The following is a 15,618-nucleotide window of genomic DNA, read 5'->3' on the forward strand; positions in this document are numbered from 1 at the left end:
ATGGGTAGCACTTTTACACCGCCGGATGGAAGCCGCGATCATGCCCGCGCCTTGCGCCGCGCTTTCGGGATGGGCGCTTTTGTGGGGTCAATGCCAAGGCTGCGCAGGGTGCGGTCCATCAGGCTGTAGCGCTGGATACCGCGCCCGCTAACCCACCAGCGGATGCGCCGGCCCCACAGGTGAATGCCCAGCGTATCCTTTTTGATATAGGCCGCGCGAAAGTCGCGGACATGGATATCGCTGATCTGACCGGCTTGCCGGAACGGCAGCGGGTAAAACACCGAAGCTTGCGTCGCATGCGCGATCTCGCCGCTTTGTTCCATGAAATGCGTGAAAACACCCGGACCGTAAACGCTATGCGCCTGTTCGGAGGCGTGTTTTACTTCTCCTGCCGCCTTGAGGGCGAGCATCCTTTCGCGGTCTTCGGGCGACAGGTTCGGCGGGATCGGGTATTCGTCCTGCACATAGTCGAAATAGGCTTTCAGCCCCGGGCTGTCATGCGGCAGGCCGATGATCGCGTTGCACAGCTGCCGGCGCTTGAAATAGCCGAACACATGGTCGCCCGGCAGATCAAAGGGTTTCAGACACAAGACATCGGAATCGGCCCACATCAGGTCTGTCCGGTACAGCATATGCAGCCGGAAAATGTCGGATTGCACCACGGGCGTGCCGAATTGCTTGTTATAGATGATCTTGGCAGGATCATGGATTTCGCGGGCGTCGATGACCTCTATGTCCTGTGGGACATTCGCGATCTCGCCATAGTGGAACAGCGTGACCTTGTGGCCTTGGGCGACGAAGGACAACAGGCACATCTGTTCAAGAAAGCTTAGCGGTCCTTCGACCCAAAGCGTGCCGATGCCTTTAAGCGTCTGGGACATGATCGGTGTCGTCCTTTTGTACTGCCACACTTTCGCGCGATTCGCGGATGCGGCGGTCTTTCTTGACCACGCTCACAGGGTCCGATGCCGAAATCTTGCGGTAAAGATCGACGTAAGCTTCGTCCTGCATCAGTTCGGCCAGCTTTGCCTTGTGCCACCGGAACCCCTTGCGGTGCATCCGCGCCAGCACGGGATCGGCCTTGAACACATCCAGCAAGGCCTGCGTCAGGGCGGCGTAGCGGTGAATCGTCGTATCCTCGCAGCCGCCGCGGTTCCAGCGGTCCCAGTAACCGGTGTCGAGCACATGGCTCTGGTGGTTGGCCCGCCCGCGGTAGCGTTTGAGCAGATAGGCCTGCGCGGACCGCACGGCGTAATGGTTGATCTGCGCAAAATCCTGTCCAAACGGGGGCTGCGCGTGATTGCCTGCCTGCAGGTTGGACGCCTGCAATCCGCCCGGCAGCGCCCATGTCAGGGCTGTGGCGTGATCTTCGCGGACATGCGGGTTATGCATCCCGATGCGGTGATACACGTCCTTGTTGCGGAACAGCGATTTGACGAAACGGCGCCCCGCCCCGCCCTCCTCGAACGATGGTTCGGCATCGGTGAATTGCCGGGTGACAAGGCTGTCGCGCAGAATGACGCGTTTGTTGAACGAAAAAATCCGCCACGGCACCATGATGACATCCACATCATCGCCGCCGCTGGCCGCGATCAGCGCATCGACGGAATGGTCGCCGCAATGGATATTCAGGAATTCATCGGCATCGGTGACATAAAGCCAGTCCGCGTTGCGCACCACCTCCAGCCGTTGCGCGCGCCGGATGGCGGTACGATGCACGCCACCCGCGCCCTGACTGTTCGGGCGGAAGGTGATATAGCCCAATTCGTCCAGCCGTTGCAGGATCGGGTTTGTCGTATCGGTGCAGTCGTTCGTCAACACCACGATATGGTCAAAACCGATGACCAGATGATGCGCCACCCATTCGAGGATATAGGGCGCCTCGTTCTTCATCGTGGTGATGATGACTTTGGAATGCGTCACGGTTGACTGGTCTTTCCTTCACACGCCGTCGGCCTGCGCGGGTCTAGCTGATTGCCGGGCTGCGATCTAGTCCTGCATGACGCGACACACGCATGGGTTGCGTGACGCCGATTATTTGTGTTTTGTCGTAGGGTTGAATGGTGCTAGAGAACCCGAATGATACATGCAATCCTCATCCTGAACGGCCCGAACCTGAACCTGCTGGGCACCCGCCAGCCAGAGGTCTACGGCCCCGTCACCCTGCAAGACATCGAAGCCATGTGCGCCGCCAAGGCGCAAGCCTTGGGTGTGACGGTCGAATTCGTGCAATCCAACCATGAAGGTGTGCTGATCGACGCGCTGCATGCTGCACGCGGGGTGTATGACGGGATCATCCTGAACGCAGGCGCCTATACGCATACATCCGTCGCGCTGATGGATGCGGTCTCGTCGATCATGTTGCCCGTTGTCGAACTGCACCTGTCGAATATCCATGCGCGCGAGGCGTTCCGCCACAGATCCTACATCGCGCCGGTCGCGGTCGGGCAGATCTGCGGCTTTGGCGCGGCGGGCTATCCTCTCGCGATGGAGGCACTGGTTGGATACCTCGGGGCGCAAGAATGAAAGACATCGTCGCCCAGCTTGACCGGATGACGCATGCCGTCACAATCGAGGAATTGTGGGACCTGCATGTGCGCCAGATGGCTGTCTATGGGTTTGACCGGCTGATGTACGGCTTTACCCATTACCGGACCTCCCAGTCGCTTGGCGATCCGCAGGATTGGGTGTTGCTGTCCACGCAGACGCCCGACTATATGAAGGTCTTTTTCGATGAAGGCCTTTATTACCACGCCCCGATGATCAAATGGGCGATGGCCAATGACGGCGCCTGTAGCTGGCGCTGGATGATGGATATGCAGCGCAAAGATAACCTGACACCCAGCGAACAGCGGGTAATGGAGTTCAACCGCTCGATGCAGGTGACGGCAGGCTATACGATCAGCTTCCGCTCGATCTCGGTGCGGTCCAAGGGGGCGATCGCGCTGACGGCCGCGCCGGGCGTGACACAGGATCAGGTCGAACAGGTCTGGGCACAACATGGTGACGCCATCATCGTGATGAACAACGTGATGCATCTCAAGCTGCTGAGCCTGCCCTATTCGGGTGAACGACAGCTGACCAAGCGCCAGCGCGAGGTGCTGCAATGGGTCGGCGACGGCAAGACCACACAAGATATCGCTGTTTTGCTGGGGCTGACACCGGCCACAGTGGAAAAACACCTGCGCCTTGCGCGCGAGACGCTGGATGTCGCGACAACCACGCAGGCCGTGCTCAAGGCGGCATTCTACAACCAGATGTTTTTTGTCGACGGAAAAGCCTGAAACGCTTTCCGGAACATGCGGGCTGATCTGCAACAGGTCAGGTATACCAGACTTCACCGCAATGGTTTTGCGCGTTAACCGTCACTTGACCTAGGGGTAAACTCAACCCTTGGGGCATCGGCAGGGTTTTGCATTTTCAGAACCGACCTGCTTGGCTGGGCAACCGGCCATCGGTGGCGCGGCGGATTTGGCCGCCGTTGCCGCAACAGCGGATGGGGTTGGTTTCTTGTCCCGAAAAATTGGACCAATCCTGACCGTAGCGGCATCGTCTTGTCTTCCTGAGGCGATGCCGCGCTACAGCACCCCAAAACACAAACGGCCCGCAGCGATGCGGGCCGTTGTCGTTCAACTGCGAAGGTTTAGCCGTTGAGCTTGGCCACTTCGGCGGCGAAATCCTCTTTCTCGACTTCGATGCCTTCACCGACTTCAAGACGGACGTAACCGGTGATCGTGACACCAGCCTCTGCGGCAGCGGCAGCGACGGTCAGATCGGGGTTCACCACGAACTGCTGATTCAGCAAGGTGACTTCGGCCATGTATTTCTGCATGCGGCCGACGATCATCTTTTCGATCACCGCGTCGGGCTTGCCGGATTCGCGGGCGATGTCGATCTGGACCTGCTTTTCCTTCTCGACCATTGCGGGGTCAAGATCGGCCTCGGACAGGGCGGACGGGTTGGCAGCGGCGATATGCATCGCAACCTGCCGGCCAAAAGCTTCGTTGTCGCCGGTCATTGCGACCAGAACACCGATGTTGCCCATGCCGGGGGCGGCGGCGTTGTGGACATAGGTCACAACCTGATCGCCTGCCAGCGTCGCCATGCGGCGCACGGACATGTTTTCACCGATCACGGCGACAGCGTCGGTCACGGCCTGCTCGACCGTCTTGCCGCCCATGTCGGCGGCTTTCAGCGCGTCAACGTCACCGACGGTCAGCGCGACATTGGCGATGCCCTGCACCATCTTCTGGAAATCGCTGTTCTTGGCGACGAAATCTGTTTCGGAGTTCACCTCGACGGCGATGCCCTTGCCACCTTCGACAGCGACAGCCACCAGACCTTCGGCGGCGGTGCGGCCTGCCTTTTTGGCGGCTTTGGCCAGGCCCTTGGTGCGCAGCCAGTCAACGGCGGCTTCCATGTCGCCATTGGTTTCGGTCAGCGCCTTCTTGGCGTCCATCATGCCTGCGCCTGTGCTGTCGCGCAGGTCTTTCACCATTGCAGCGGTGATTGCCATGTTACTTCTCCTTTAAAGGGAATGGGTCGGGCGGGGCATAACGCCCCTGCCCTAAAGTTTTGTGACGCTGACGGATCAGGCGTTGGCGGCTTCGGCGGCGTCAGCCGCTTCTTGGGCCAGTGTTTCCTCGGCGTAGTTTTCCATCGCACCCATGTCGACACCGGCCGCACCCAATTGGGCGGTCATGCCGTCAAGGGCCGCACGCGCAGCCAGATCGGTGTAAAGCGCGATCGCACGGGCCGCGTCGTCGTTGCCGGGGATAACATAGTCGATACCGGCGGGCGAGCAGTTGGTGTCGACCACGGCCACAACGGGGATGCCCAGCTTGTTGGCTTCGGCGATGGCAAGGTCTTCCTTGTTGACGTCGATGACGAACAGCAGGTCAGGCACGCCGCCCATTTCGCGGATACCGCCCAGCGACGCCTGCAGTTTGGCCTGCTCGCGTTCCATGCCAAGGCGTTCTTTCTTGGTCAGACCGGCAAAGCCGTTGGCCGATGCTTCGTCGATCGCCTTGAGGCGGCTGATCGACTGCGACACGGTCTGCCAATTGGTCAGCGTGCCACCCAGCCAGCGGTGGTTCATGTAGAACTGCGCGGATTTTTCCGCCGCTTCCATGATCGGGGTCTGCGCCTGACGCTTGGTGCCGACGAACAGCACGCGGCCGCCCTTGGCGACGGTGTCACGGATGACCTGCAGCGCGCGGTCCAGCATGGGAACGGTCTGTGTCAGGTCCATGATATGGATGCCGTTGCGCGACCCGTAGATGTATTGACCCATCTTGGGGTTCCAGCGCGCGGTCTGGTGGCCAAAGTGAACGCCAGCTTCGAGCAGCTGACGCATGTTGAACTCTGGAAGAGCCATGGTCGTTTCCTTTTCCGGTTTCAGCCTCAGCAGGGGATCAGGCATCTGCCCAACCGGTGGATGGCTTGGGATTTCTCCCCAAGACACCCGCCCCCGCTTGCGGGATTAAGTGCCGCGGCTATAGCGGCACCCCCTGCCCTGTGCAAGAGCCTGAAACCGCTGCGGCCTGCGTTTTTCGGCGCAAGCAGATGTTTTTCACAAAAACACCCGCTCCACGACCCAGAACGCCCCCACCGCCGCAATCGCGCCAGAGGCGGGGATCGTCACGATCCGCCTGTAGGCGTCGATCCGGTCGCGCATCGCGATTGACAGCGCCGACAGCGCAAAGATCGCAGCCAGCGGCGCGGCAAAGACCCAGACGGGGTTTTCCAGCAGCTCGACTAGCATCGGCGGGTTCAGCGCAATCAGCGCCACAGCCGCCGCAAACAAGACGCCATAAAGCGCAAAGCCCTGTGCGATCTCATTGGCGCCGCGGTCGATGCGGATCGCCTGCCAGACGCACAGGAACATCACCGCGATCACCGCAAGCTGGCCTACCTCGACACCCACGTTGAACCCGATCAGGGCCGCCACGAATGTATCCTGCGGCAGCCCGAATTCTCCCAGCACCGAGGCAAAGCCAAGCCCGTGCAGCAACCCAAAGCCGAAGATCACATAGGGCCGCCAGCGGCTGACCTGCCGTGTAAAGATATTCTCTACCGCGACAAAGACGATGGAGGCCGCGATCAGCGGCTCGACGATTTCACCGGGGATGCTGACATAGCCAAGGGCCGCCAGCGCCAGCGTGATCGTATGCGCCAGCGTGAACAGCGAGACCTGCAAAATCAGCGGACCGGCGCGCGCAGCCAGAAAGAACAGACCCAGCACGAACAGGATATGATCAAGCCCTTTGGGAAGAATGTGGTCGAAACCCACGGGGATATAGTTGACGAATGTCTCCCACCCCGTCGCGCGGTCCCCGCCCGCCAAGGCGATGGGGCCGGATGTGGCGCCGTTGTCCAGATAGCCGTCATAGGGTTCGGGCACATCCATCTGGCGCAGCACGATGGCCCCCAGCGCAGGCGTCCAGCCGAAATCCACCGCTGTCGCCCCCTCGGGCAAAGGCGCGCTGAAGGTCAGTTCGGAGGTGCGCAAAAGTTCGGGGTTGCCGACAGGCGGCACCATGATGCTGTCCAGTTCCGGCGTCAGTGTTGCGTCATCCACGCGCAGCGTGATCGCAGCGGCCATCTGCGGCCAGAACGTGGTGAACTGCGCCGCCAGCGCGTCAGGGTCCAGCGCGCGCAGGCTGTCATAGGTCGCAGCCTCTGCCGACAGGTCGGTATCTGCGGTCTGCGACAGGTCCACACCTGCGACGAAGCTTTCCAGATTGGCGCGCAGGTCGAACATGATGCGGTCGCCGTCCACCCGCATATCCGCGATCGTGGGGATCACCTCGTGTGCACTCGCCGAGGTCAGGCCCAGAAACGTGACCAGCAGTGCGCTTGACAATGCCCGCAGGCGCGACACCCTAAGCAAACCGAACAGGGATATCATCATGCGCGCACTTTCTGTCATTTTCTGTCTGTGGGCAGCCCCGGCGGCGGCCCACGAATTCTGGATAGCACCTTTGGCCTATCAGGTGCCGTCAGACAGTAGGTTGCAGGCCAACCTTGTCAATGGAGAAGACTTTGCTGGCGTGACCGTCCCTTACCTGCCGCGTGGCATCGTGAACGCGGTCCAGTTCTCGGGCGATCTGTCCGCAGGGATCACCGGCAGGCCGGGCGATACGCCTGCCTTGCAGATGGACGCACTGGGGGACGGTCTGGCTGTACTGGCCTATCAATCGGCGCCCGCAAATCTGGATTATGCCGATTGGGATGCGTTCCAGTCCTTTGTGGACCACAAGGATCTTGGCGATGTCCGCGCCCTGCATGATGCGCGCGGCCTGCCGGATGCGGGTTTTACCGAAACATATGCACGCTATTCGAAATCATTGGTCAGTGTCGGGTCCGGCGCGGGCGCAGACCGGCGCGTGGGGCTGGAAACCGAACTCGTCGCGCTGGACAACCCCTATACCGTCGACCCCGCCGCAGACTTTGCCGTCCAGCTTTTCTATCGCAACGATCCGCGTGCCGATGCCCAGATCGAGGTTTTCGCCAAATCCCCCGACGGCACAGTCACGACGACCTATATCCGCACTGATACCGATGGAATCGCGCGGTTTGCGGTCCTGCCTGCGCATGAATACATGCTGGATGCCGTGCTGATCCGCGAACCGAGTCCGGCGCTGCAGGAAACGACAGGGGCCGTGTGGCAAACGCTTTGGGCCAATCTGACCTTTGCGGTGCCGCAGTAACGCTTGCCCTTTGCGCGCGGTCGCGGCACAAGCCGCGCATGACGCAGCAACCTGACATTCTATGTATCGGATCGGTCCTTTGGGACGTGATCGGGCGAGCGCCCAGCCATATGCGCGTAGGCTCTGATGTGCCGGGGCGGATCACCCGCCTGCCGGGCGGTGTGGCGATGAATATCGCGATGACCCTGCGCCGTTTCGGGATGGTGCCGGCCCTGCTGACCAATGTGGGCCGAGATGCCGAGGGCGACGAGCTGATCGCTGCAGCGACCGGCATGGGGCTGGTCTGTGACCATGTCTACCGGTCCGAGGACCTGCCCACCGATGTCTATATGGCCATCGAAGGCGCCAATGGCCTCATCGCCGCCATCGCCGATGCCCATTCGCTTGAGGCTGCGGGCGACAAAATCCTGCGCCCTTTGGCCAGCGGCGATCTGGGGTCGGTGGATGCGCCTTGGACGGGGCCTGTGGCGCTGGATGGCAATCTGACCGTGGACCTCTTGCGCGAAATCGCGACCTCGCCCTTGTTCCGCAACGCCGATCTGCGCGTCGCACCTGCATCCCCCGGCAAGGCGGAACGGCTGCTGGCGCTGCTGGGGCATCCCTCCGCCACGCTCTACGTCAATCTCGAAGAGGCCGGACTGCTTTGCCAGACGGTCTTTGACACCTCTGCCGAGGCCGCCGCAGGGCTGATCGCGCGCGGCGCGCGGCGTGTGCTGGTCACCGACGGCGGCAAATCTGCGTCCGAGGCGACAGGCAGCGATATCATCACCCGCGTCCCCCCCGCCGTCATGGTCACGCGCGTGACCGGCGCAGGCGACACCTTTATGGCCGCGCATATCGCGTCGGAAACGCAGGGCATGGCGCGCGATGCCGCCCTTGACCGCGCGTGTCAGGCCGCCGCCACCTATGTTTCAGGAGAGATCCCATGACCATCCCGCTTACCTATTCCGCCGAAGTGGCCGAGGCGCTCGCCAATGGCCGTGCCGTTGTCGCGCTGGAAAGCACGATCATCACCCACGGCATGCCTTTTCCGCAGAATGTCGAAACGGCTCGGCTGGTCGAACAGGATGTACGTGATGCAGGGGCCGTGCCTGCGACCATCGCCGTGATGAACGGGCGGCTCCATATCGGGCTGGAGGCGGCGGAACTCGACGCGCTGGGTCAGGCGCAGCATGTCGCCAAACTGTCGCGCGCGGACCTTGCGGCCTGTATCGCCACGGGCGGCACGGGGGCCACGACGGTTGCTGCGACCATGATCGCGGCGCATCTGGCGGGCATTCATGTATTCGCCACAGGTGGTATCGGCGGCGTGCATCGCGGGGCAGAGCTGAGTTTCGACATTTCTGCCGATCTGCAGGAACTGGCGCTGACACCGGTCACGGTGGTCGCGGCAGGTGCAAAGGCGATCCTTGATCTGCCCAAGACATTCGAAGTGCTGGAAACCTTGGGCGTGCCGGTCATCGTCTATGGGCAAGACAGCATTCCCGCTTTCTGGTCGGCCACATCCGACATGCCCGCCCCCTTGCGCATGGACGATGCCGCAAGCATTGCCGCCAGCCACAAGATGCGCGGCGCGATGGGGCTTGCGGGTGGGCAACTGGTCACCAACCCGATCCCTGTGGTCGATGAAATCGCCGCATCTATCCTTGCCCCGATCATCGCTGAAGCGCTCGCCGAGGCCGAGGCGCAAAAGATCAGCGCCAAGGCGGTCACGCCCTTCCTTCTCGACCGGATTTTCGCGCTGACCGATGGCCGGTCGCTGACCGCCAATATCGCGCTGGTGCGCAATAATGCGCGCCTTGCTGCCGAAATCGCGCGTGCGATGCTGAAATAAACCGTGGCAGGCCAGTGCAGTGGCTTGCCGCTGCGCGCGGCTGTCCTTAGGTATGTTGGCGTAACTTTAGCCGGATAAAGCCATGGCCGATCCCCTGCACATCGACCCCAAACGCCGCGCCTCGCGCGGGGTGATCGCGCGGCTGCGCAGCAACTTTCTGGCCGGGCTCATCATCATCGCACCGATTGGCCTGACACTGTGGCTGATCTGGACGGTTGTGGGCTGGGTCGACAGTTGGGTCTGGCCCTTTGTACCTGACTATTATCACCCCGAACCGCTGGTGAACCGCTTGCTTGGGCGTGAACCGGGGGACGAAATCACCGTCAACGTGCGCGGCGTCGGGGTCGTGATCTTCCTGATCTTCACGATCATCGTGGGCTGGCTGGGCAAGGGGCTGATCGGGCGGTCATTCCTTGGAATCGGGGAACGGTTCGTGGATCGGATGCCGGTCGTGCGGTCGGTCTACAACGCCGCCAAGCAGATCGCGGAAACCGTGTTTTCCCAGCGCGAGACGTCTTTCGACAAAGCTTGTCTGGTGGAATACCCGCGCAAAGGGATCTGGGCGATCGCTTTCATCTCGACCGATGCCAAAGGCGAGATCAACGCCAAGCTGGTGCATGGCGAGGTGATCGTCACCGTGTTCCTGCCCACGACGCCCAACCCGACATCGGGGTTCTTGTTGTTCCTGCCGCGGCGGGATGTCATCGAACTCGACATGAGCGTCGAGGATGCGGCCAAGCTCGTGATCTCGGCAGGGCTTGTCTATCCCAACAACAAACCCGTGGACCAAATGCCGGACGCCGCAGAGTGACCCCTTGCTGACCGCCGGTGTTACGGGGTTTGCCACGGGCTTTGCGCTGATTCTAGCAATCGGGGCGCAGAATGCCTTTGTGCTGCGTCAGGGCCTTGCGCGGCAGCATGTGTTCTGGCTTTGCCTGCTGTGTGCCACGTCCGATGCCGTGCTGATCACGGCAGGTGTGCTGGGTTTCGGCTATCTGGTGACACTTTACCCTGCCTTTCCGCAGATCATGGCCTGGGGTGGAGCGGCCTTCCTTGCGGTTTACGGTGCATTGCGGTTCTGGGCGGCCTATCGGGGCGATTACGCGATGCAGGTCGCAGGCACATCAAGCAGCCTGTGGCGGGTGCTGGCGACAGGCGCGGCCTTCACATGGCTGAACCCGCATGTCTATCTGGACACGCTGGGGCTGGTGGGTGCCGTCTCGACACAATTCACCGACGCCGCGCTGAAAACCGCCTTTGGCGCAGGGGCTGTGCTTGCGTCCTACACGTTCTTTTTCAGTCTCGGCTATGGCGCGCGGCTGCTGGCCCCCGTCATGCAATCGGCCCGCGCGTGGCGGCGGCTCGACCTTGGGATCGGGCTGGTGATGTGGGCGCTGGCGATCAAGCTGGTTACTTGAACATCGCCTCCAGATCGACAGTGCTTTTGACGTTCAGATCGGATTTGTGCGCCGCCAGAAACGCTGTTGCCGCCGCCTGCCCCGCCTCTTTCAGCCGCGCGATCACGATGGCCTGCGGGATCGTCTTGGTCGCCACGTTCAATTCGTTCATCAGCACGTCATCGGCGATCAGATGCACGATCACATCCTTCATCGTCCCGCGCTTCATCGCGCCGTCGGTCAGCAGCCGTTTGACAAAGGCAATAGCGCGCAATTCGCGCAAAAGCGACGAATTGAAGCTGATCTCGTTGATCCGGTTCTGGATCGCCTGCACATCGGTCGGCAGTTCGGCACGGTACAGCGGGTTGATGTTCACCACCAGAATATCATCCGGCAAGGTCTTGCGAAACAAAGGGAAAAGCGCAGGGTTCCCGCTATAGCCGCCGTCCCAGAACGCCTCTGACTTGCCTGTGCGGGGGTCGGTGAATTCGACCGCCTGAAACAGCGTCGGCAAACAGGCCGAGGCCATGATCACGTCGGAAGATATCTCGTCGCCGGTGAACACGCGGATCTTGCCACTGCGCACATTGGTCGCGCAGATATGCAATTCCGGCCCGCCCTTGGCGCAGACCGCGTCATATTGGAACCGCGACACGATGTCTTCCAGCGGGTTGCGGAACATCGGCCCGTAGACATAGGGCGACATCATCCGCGTCGTCATGTCCATCATCGCAAAACCGGGCGAATACTTCATCGCCTTCGCCAGAACCCCCGCCGAGGGTGCCAGCGACGACACCCAGTCCGCCAGCCAGTCATGGGTCACGCCCGCGACCTGCCCCCAAAGCCAGTCGAGGTTTTCGCGCGCGCCTGCGCGGCCGTCGCGCACCCAACCCGATTTCAGCGCCGCCGCGTTCAGCGCACCCGCCGAAGTGGCCGAGATCGCGGCGATTTCAATCTCTTCATCAGCCAGCAGCACATCCAGCACGCCCCAGGTAAAGGCGCCATGCGCACCGCCGCCCTGTAATGCAAGGTTGATCCGCTTCATTGCGCGGTCCACCCGCCATCGACGCTGATCGTCGTGCCGGTGATCTGCGCCGCTGCATCCGAACACAGGAACACGGCCGTGCCGCCCAGTTCCTCGACCGTGGCAAATTGCTTGGACGGCTGGCGTTCAAGCATGACCTTGGCGATCACCTCGTCGCGCGACATGCCGTATTCTTTCATCGTGTCGGGGATCTGGGCCTCGACCAATGGTGTCAGCACGTAGCCCGGGCAGATCGCATTGCAGGTGATCGGATCGCGCGCTGTTTCCAGCCCCACCGTCTTGGTCAGCCCGACGATCCCGTGCTTGGCTGCGACATATGCGGATTTATAGGGCGAGGCCGTCAACCCATGCGCCGAAGCCACGTTGATGATCCGGCCCCAGCCGCGTTCGCGCATCCCCGTCACGGCCGCAGCGGTGGTGTGGAACGCCGAGGACAGGTTGATCGCGATAATCGCGTCCCATTTCTTGGGGTCGAAATCCTGAATCGGCGACACATGCTGGATGCCCGCATTATTCACCAGAATATCGCAGCCACCTGCCGCCACGATCAGGCGGCGGCACTCGTCGCCTTTGGACATGTCGGCCTGGATATACCGTGCCTCGACCCCTGTCACAGCCGCGATTTCGGCGGCGCGGGCATGGTCCTCATCCGTGTCACTGAAGGAATTGAGAACGACATTCGCCCCCGCCTTGGCCAGTTCGCGCGCGATACCCAGCCCGATCCCCGATGTGGACCCCGTGATGACGGCGGTTTTTCCTTGCAGATGCATGTGGTGGTCTCCGGAAGTTGCGGTTGCGACTCACCTTACATGCTGCACCTGCAAAGGTCACTCACGGTCCCGTGAAGCCCATAAAAAAACGCCCGCACAAGGCGGGCGCTAAGTTATTGAGGCAGGTTTCATACAGGCAAGAAACCTATCGAGCAGTGATGCCTTTATAAGCAATTCCCCGCGCGGCTCCAAGCTAAAAGTTTGATAATGCTCAAAACCGTCTTTACGGTGATCGGGAGCAAATCACTTACCGACAGGGAACATCACAAAAATGGCATTTCATTTTGGCCGCTTGATCGCGGCATGTCGCACGGCCGCAGCGGTGATGGCGATTTCGGGCGCAGCCATCGCAGAACCCCAGCATGGCATAGCTATGTATGGCGACCCGGCACTTCCACCTGATTTTGTGTCCCTGCCTTATGTGAACCCCGACGCGCCCAAAGGCGGGCGCATCGTCACGTCAGAGGTCGGCGGCTTTGACAGCCTCAACCCGTTCATCCTCAAGGGCAGCGTGTCATGGCAGTTGCGCTATTTCGTCGGTGAAAGCCTGATGGCACGGTCGCTGGACGAACCTTTCACGCTTTACGGCCTGCTGGCCGAATCGGTCGAGACCGGCCCCGACCGCGAATGGGTCGAATTCACCCTGCGCCCCGAGGCCCGCTTTTCCGACGGCAGCCCTGTCACGGTCGAGGATGTGATCTGGTCATTCGAAACCCTGGGCACCATCGGCCATCCGCGCTATCTGGGCTTCTGGAGCCGGGTGGCCAGCATCGAACAGACCGGCGAGCGATCCGTGCGCCTGACGTTCAACGTGGCCGACCGTGAACTGGCGTTGCTCGCGGGGCTGCGTCCGATCCTGAAAAAGGCGCAGTGGGACGGCGTCGATTTCGCCGAGAGCACGCTTGGCGTGGTGCCGATCACTTCTGCCCCCTATGTGATCGACGATTTCGAGGCCGGGCGTTTCATCTCGCTGCGGCGCAACCCCGATTACTGGGGCGTGAATGTGCCGTTCCAGCGCGGCCAGCACAATTTCGACGAGGTGCGCATCGAATTCTTCGGCGATGAAACCGCCGCCTTTGAGGCTTTCAAGACGCTTGAAGTGACAACCAACCGCGAATTCAACGTCGCCCGCTGGGAAGGGCAATATGATTTTCCCGCCGTGCGCAATGGTGATGTCACCCTGTCGGTGCTGGGCCATGAGCGGCCCTCGGGCATGACGGGCTTCGTGATGAACACGCGTCGGGACCAGTTCGCCGACTGGCGGGTGCGCGAGGCGCTGATTCAGGCTTTCAACTTTGAATTCATCAATGACGCGATGACCGGCGGCGCGCAGCCGCGGATAACCTCCTACTGGTCAAACTCGCCGCTCGGCATGGACCATGGCCCCGCCACGGGGCGCGTGGCAGAGTTTCTGGAACCTTTCGCCGCTGACCTGACCCCCGGCACGCTGGAAGGCTACAGCCTGCCCGTGGGCGACGGCACCGAACGCAACCGCGCGGGCACGGCGGCTGCGCTCGACCTGATGGAACAGGCAGGCTGGACCGTGCAGGGCGGCGTTCTGCGCGACGCTGCCGGAAACCCCTTTACCTTCGAGATACTGCTTGAACAGGGCAGTTCGGAAAACCAGTCGATCATCGATATGTATGTCCAGTCGCTGGGGCGGATCGGGATCACCCCGCGCGTCTCTACCGCCGATGGCGCGCAATACAAGGAACGCGTCGATGCCTATGATTTCGACATGACCTATTACCGCGTCGGCCTGTCGCTGTCGCCCGGCAATGAACAGTTCAGCTATTTCGGTGCCGCCTCCGCCGACCAGCCCGGCGGGCGCAACGTGATGGGCGTTCAATCGCCTGCCGTGGATGCAATGATCAACCGCCTGCTGACCTCGGAAAACCAGGATGATTTCGTCGCCGCCGTCCACGCGCTCGACCGGATCCTGACCGCAGGGCGTTACGTGATCCCGATCTACCAGTGGAACATCAGCCGGATCGCCCATGCGAGCAATCTGCGGTTCCCCGAAGAAATGCCGATCTTCGGCGACTGGCCAGGCTGGCAGCCCGATGTCTGGTGGTACGAGGACTAAAGCACAAAGGCCCGGGTAACACCCCCGGGCCTTTTTCAACTTCTTTTTTCCCCAAATACTCCCCGCGCGGAGCGCATAAAAGTCAGCTCAGCGACGTCACCCACAGGATCGTCGCATCCTCGGGGCTGACCGACACGACATTATGGCCCATCGCGGCATCGTAATAGGCGCTGTCGCCACGCTTCAGCTCTATGGGCTCGTAGAATTCCGTGTAAAGCCGCACCTGCCCGGTCAGCACATAGAGAAACTCCTCGCCGTCATGGCGCACCCAGCCGTCGAATTCCTCCATCCGGCGGGCGCGCACGCGGGCGCGGTAAGGCAGCATCTTCTTGGTCGTCAGCGTCTCGGCCAGCAGTGCATGTTCATAGGTTGTGGTGATCTGCACTGCTTCGTCGCCGGCTTTTGTTACAGCCATCCGCCCGTTGACCTGCCCCTTGGCGGGCGGCGTGAACAGTTGCGGGACAGAGATATCCAGCCCCACGGCCAGCTTTTTCAGCGCGTCATAGGTGGGTGACATCTGCCCGTTCTCGATCTTGGACAGGGTCGAGCGTGCAAGCCCCGCCTGCCGTGCGGCCTGTTCCAGCGTCCAGTCGCGCGCCTTGCGCAATTCACGCACCCGCGCGCCAAGGTCCAGCGGTTGGGCGACGCTGGCAGCGCCGTTTTCATGCGCGATGCGGATCAGGTTTTTCGGGTCGATATCGGCCATAGCAATTCTTTACGCAGGCGCGGCTGATCTTGCAACTGACCAAGGGGGCCGATAGGCCTGTGGCATAA

16 protein-coding genes are annotated in these 15,618 nt (G+C 61.6%); 8 read left to right on the top strand and 8 right to left on the bottom strand.

The genetic code is table 11. The features are described 5' to 3' along the window. Positions 1 to 38 precede the first annotated feature (38 nt). Together VCK47_RS01575 and VCK47_RS01580 are read right to left on the bottom strand one after the other, a co-directional pair. A complete protein-coding gene (locus tag VCK47_RS01575) occupies positions 39 to 881 on the bottom strand; it encodes a hypothetical protein (protein ID WP_322888977.1) in 843 nt (280 codons plus the stop codon). After that, positions 865 to 1,923 carry a glycosyltransferase family 2 protein gene (locus tag VCK47_RS01580; RefSeq protein ID WP_322888978.1) on the bottom strand — a complete coding sequence of 353 codons (1,059 nt, stop codon included), beginning with the start codon at positions 1,921 to 1,923 and terminating at the stop codon, positions 865 to 867. The genes VCK47_RS01575 and VCK47_RS01580 overlap by 17 nt, the downstream gene beginning before the upstream one ends. Before the next feature lie 156 nt (positions 1,924 to 2,079). Between VCK47_RS01580 and aroQ the strand changes: the two genes are divergently transcribed. Together aroQ and VCK47_RS01590 are read left to right on the top strand one after the other, a co-directional pair. After that, positions 2,080 to 2,526 (top strand): type II 3-dehydroquinate dehydratase, encoded by a 447-nt coding sequence (aroQ, locus tag VCK47_RS01585; protein ID WP_322888979.1) that lies wholly within the window; start codon positions 2,080 to 2,082, stop codon positions 2,524 to 2,526. Beyond that, positions 2,523 to 3,284 (top strand): helix-turn-helix transcriptional regulator, encoded by a 762-nt coding sequence (locus VCK47_RS01590; protein ID WP_322888980.1) that lies wholly within the window; start codon positions 2,523 to 2,525, stop codon positions 3,282 to 3,284. Before aroQ ends, VCK47_RS01590 begins: the two co-directional genes overlap by 4 nt. Before the next feature lie 359 nt (positions 3,285 to 3,643). Here the strand turns inward: VCK47_RS01590 and tsf are convergent, their stop codons facing one another. The 3 genes from tsf to VCK47_RS01605 form a co-directional block, all read right to left on the bottom strand. Beyond that, the gene (gene tsf, locus VCK47_RS01595) at positions 3,644 to 4,516 is read right to left on the bottom strand and encodes a translation elongation factor Ts (protein ID WP_322888981.1); all 873 of its coding nucleotides are present in this window, start codon (positions 4,514 to 4,516) and stop codon (positions 3,644 to 3,646) included. Positions 4,517 to 4,591: 75 nt separating this feature from the next. Beyond that, positions 4,592 to 5,377, bottom strand: a complete 786-nt coding sequence (gene rpsB, locus VCK47_RS01600) for a 30S ribosomal protein S2 (RefSeq protein ID WP_322888982.1) — start codon at positions 5,375 to 5,377, stop codon at positions 4,592 to 4,594. A gap of 195 nt (positions 5,378 to 5,572) precedes the next feature. Further along, positions 5,573 to 6,913, bottom strand: a complete 1,341-nt coding sequence (locus VCK47_RS01605) for a HupE/UreJ family protein (protein WP_322888983.1) — start codon at positions 6,911 to 6,913, stop codon at positions 5,573 to 5,575. On the opposite strand from VCK47_RS01605, the gene VCK47_RS01610 reads away from it, so the two are divergent. The 5 genes from VCK47_RS01610 (at position 6,912) to VCK47_RS01630 (ending at position 10,964) form a co-directional block, all read left to right on the top strand. Next, a complete protein-coding gene (locus tag VCK47_RS01610) occupies positions 6,912 to 7,712 on the top strand; it encodes a DUF4198 domain-containing protein (protein ID WP_322888984.1) in 801 nt (266 codons plus the stop codon). The genes VCK47_RS01605 and VCK47_RS01610 overlap by 2 nt on opposite strands. A gap of 38 nt (positions 7,713 to 7,750) precedes the next feature. Beyond that, positions 7,751 to 8,641, top strand: coding sequence for a PfkB family carbohydrate kinase (locus tag VCK47_RS01615; protein WP_322888985.1), 891 nt, complete (start codon positions 7,751 to 7,753; stop codon positions 8,639 to 8,641). Then, on the top strand, positions 8,638 to 9,546 hold the full coding sequence (locus tag VCK47_RS01620; protein WP_322888986.1) for a pseudouridine-5'-phosphate glycosidase: 909 nt from the start codon (positions 8,638 to 8,640) through the stop codon (positions 9,544 to 9,546). Before VCK47_RS01615 ends, VCK47_RS01620 begins: the two co-directional genes overlap by 4 nt. Positions 9,547 to 9,628: 82 nt before the next feature. Beyond that, entirely contained in the window at positions 9,629 to 10,357 is a 729-nt protein-coding gene (locus VCK47_RS01625; RefSeq protein WP_322888987.1) for a DUF502 domain-containing protein, read from the top strand. A 4-nt stretch (positions 10,358 to 10,361) separates the two neighbouring features. Next, on the top strand, positions 10,362 to 10,964 hold the full coding sequence (locus tag VCK47_RS01630) for a LysE/ArgO family amino acid transporter (RefSeq protein ID WP_322888988.1): 603 nt from the start codon (positions 10,362 to 10,364) through the stop codon (positions 10,962 to 10,964). On the opposite strand, the gene VCK47_RS01635 is transcribed toward VCK47_RS01630, so the two are convergent. Together VCK47_RS01635 and VCK47_RS01640 are read right to left on the bottom strand one after the other, a co-directional pair. Further along, a complete protein-coding gene (locus VCK47_RS01635; protein ID WP_322888989.1) occupies positions 10,957 to 11,988 on the bottom strand; it encodes a patatin-like phospholipase family protein in 1,032 nt (343 codons plus the stop codon). The genes VCK47_RS01630 and VCK47_RS01635 overlap by 8 nt on opposite strands. Continuing rightward, complete coding sequence (locus tag VCK47_RS01640; RefSeq protein WP_322888990.1) at positions 11,985 to 12,758, bottom strand: 3-hydroxybutyrate dehydrogenase; 774 nt, start codon at positions 12,756 to 12,758, stop codon at positions 11,985 to 11,987. The genes VCK47_RS01635 and VCK47_RS01640 overlap by 4 nt, the downstream gene beginning before the upstream one ends. Before the next feature lie 271 nt (positions 12,759 to 13,029). On the opposite strand from VCK47_RS01640, the gene VCK47_RS01645 reads away from it, so the two are divergent. Beyond that, positions 13,030 to 14,844 (top strand): extracellular solute-binding protein, encoded by a 1,815-nt coding sequence (locus tag VCK47_RS01645; protein WP_322888991.1) that lies wholly within the window; start codon positions 13,030 to 13,032, stop codon positions 14,842 to 14,844. Between the two features lie 82 nt (positions 14,845 to 14,926). On the opposite strand, the gene VCK47_RS01650 is transcribed toward VCK47_RS01645, so the two are convergent. Further along, on the bottom strand, positions 14,927 to 15,550 hold the full coding sequence (locus VCK47_RS01650) for an XRE family transcriptional regulator (protein ID WP_322888992.1): 624 nt from the start codon (positions 15,548 to 15,550) through the stop codon (positions 14,927 to 14,929). Positions 15,551 to 15,618 lie beyond the last annotated feature (68 nt).

The sequence above is a fragment of the Yoonia sp. 72 genome (assembly GCF_034652275.1).
GTDB lineage: Bacteria > Pseudomonadota > Alphaproteobacteria > Rhodobacterales > Rhodobacteraceae > Yoonia.

Excerpts from the sequence above, each read along its gene's own strand:
- VCK47_RS01615 (WP_322888985.1), top strand. The coding sequence starts at position 7,751 with ATGACGCAGCAACCTGACATTCTATGTATCGGATCGGTCCTTTGGGAC.
- VCK47_RS01625 (WP_322888987.1), top strand. The coding sequence starts at position 9,629 with ATGGCCGATCCCCTGCACATCGACCCCAAACGCCGCGCCTCGCGCGGG.
- VCK47_RS01635 (WP_322888989.1), bottom strand. The coding sequence starts at position 11,988 with ATGAAGCGGATCAACCTTGCATTACAGGGCGGCGGTGCGCATGGCGCC.
- VCK47_RS01650 (WP_322888992.1), bottom strand. The coding sequence starts at position 15,550 with ATGGCCGATATCGACCCGAAAAACCTGATCCGCATCGCGCATGAAAAC.
- VCK47_RS01605 (WP_322888983.1), bottom strand. The coding sequence starts at position 6,913 with ATGATGATATCCCTGTTCGGTTTGCTTAGGGTGTCGCGCCTGCGGGCA.
- VCK47_RS01645 (WP_322888991.1), top strand. The coding sequence starts at position 13,030 with ATGGCATTTCATTTTGGCCGCTTGATCGCGGCATGTCGCACGGCCGCA.
- tsf (WP_322888981.1), bottom strand. The coding sequence starts at position 4,516 with ATGGCAATCACCGCTGCAATGGTGAAAGACCTGCGCGACAGCACAGGC.
- VCK47_RS01640 (WP_322888990.1), bottom strand. The coding sequence starts at position 12,758 with ATGCATCTGCAAGGAAAAACCGCCGTCATCACGGGGTCCACATCGGGG.
- VCK47_RS01620 (WP_322888986.1), top strand. The coding sequence starts at position 8,638 with ATGACCATCCCGCTTACCTATTCCGCCGAAGTGGCCGAGGCGCTCGCC.
- VCK47_RS01575 (WP_322888977.1), bottom strand. The coding sequence starts at position 881 with ATGTCCCAGACGCTTAAAGGCATCGGCACGCTTTGGGTCGAAGGACCG.
- VCK47_RS01610 (WP_322888984.1), top strand. The coding sequence starts at position 6,912 with ATGCGCGCACTTTCTGTCATTTTCTGTCTGTGGGCAGCCCCGGCGGCG.
- VCK47_RS01590 (WP_322888980.1), top strand. The coding sequence starts at position 2,523 with ATGAAAGACATCGTCGCCCAGCTTGACCGGATGACGCATGCCGTCACA.
- aroQ (WP_322888979.1), top strand. The coding sequence starts at position 2,080 with ATGATACATGCAATCCTCATCCTGAACGGCCCGAACCTGAACCTGCTG.
- rpsB (WP_322888982.1), bottom strand. The coding sequence starts at position 5,377 with ATGGCTCTTCCAGAGTTCAACATGCGTCAGCTGCTCGAAGCTGGCGTT.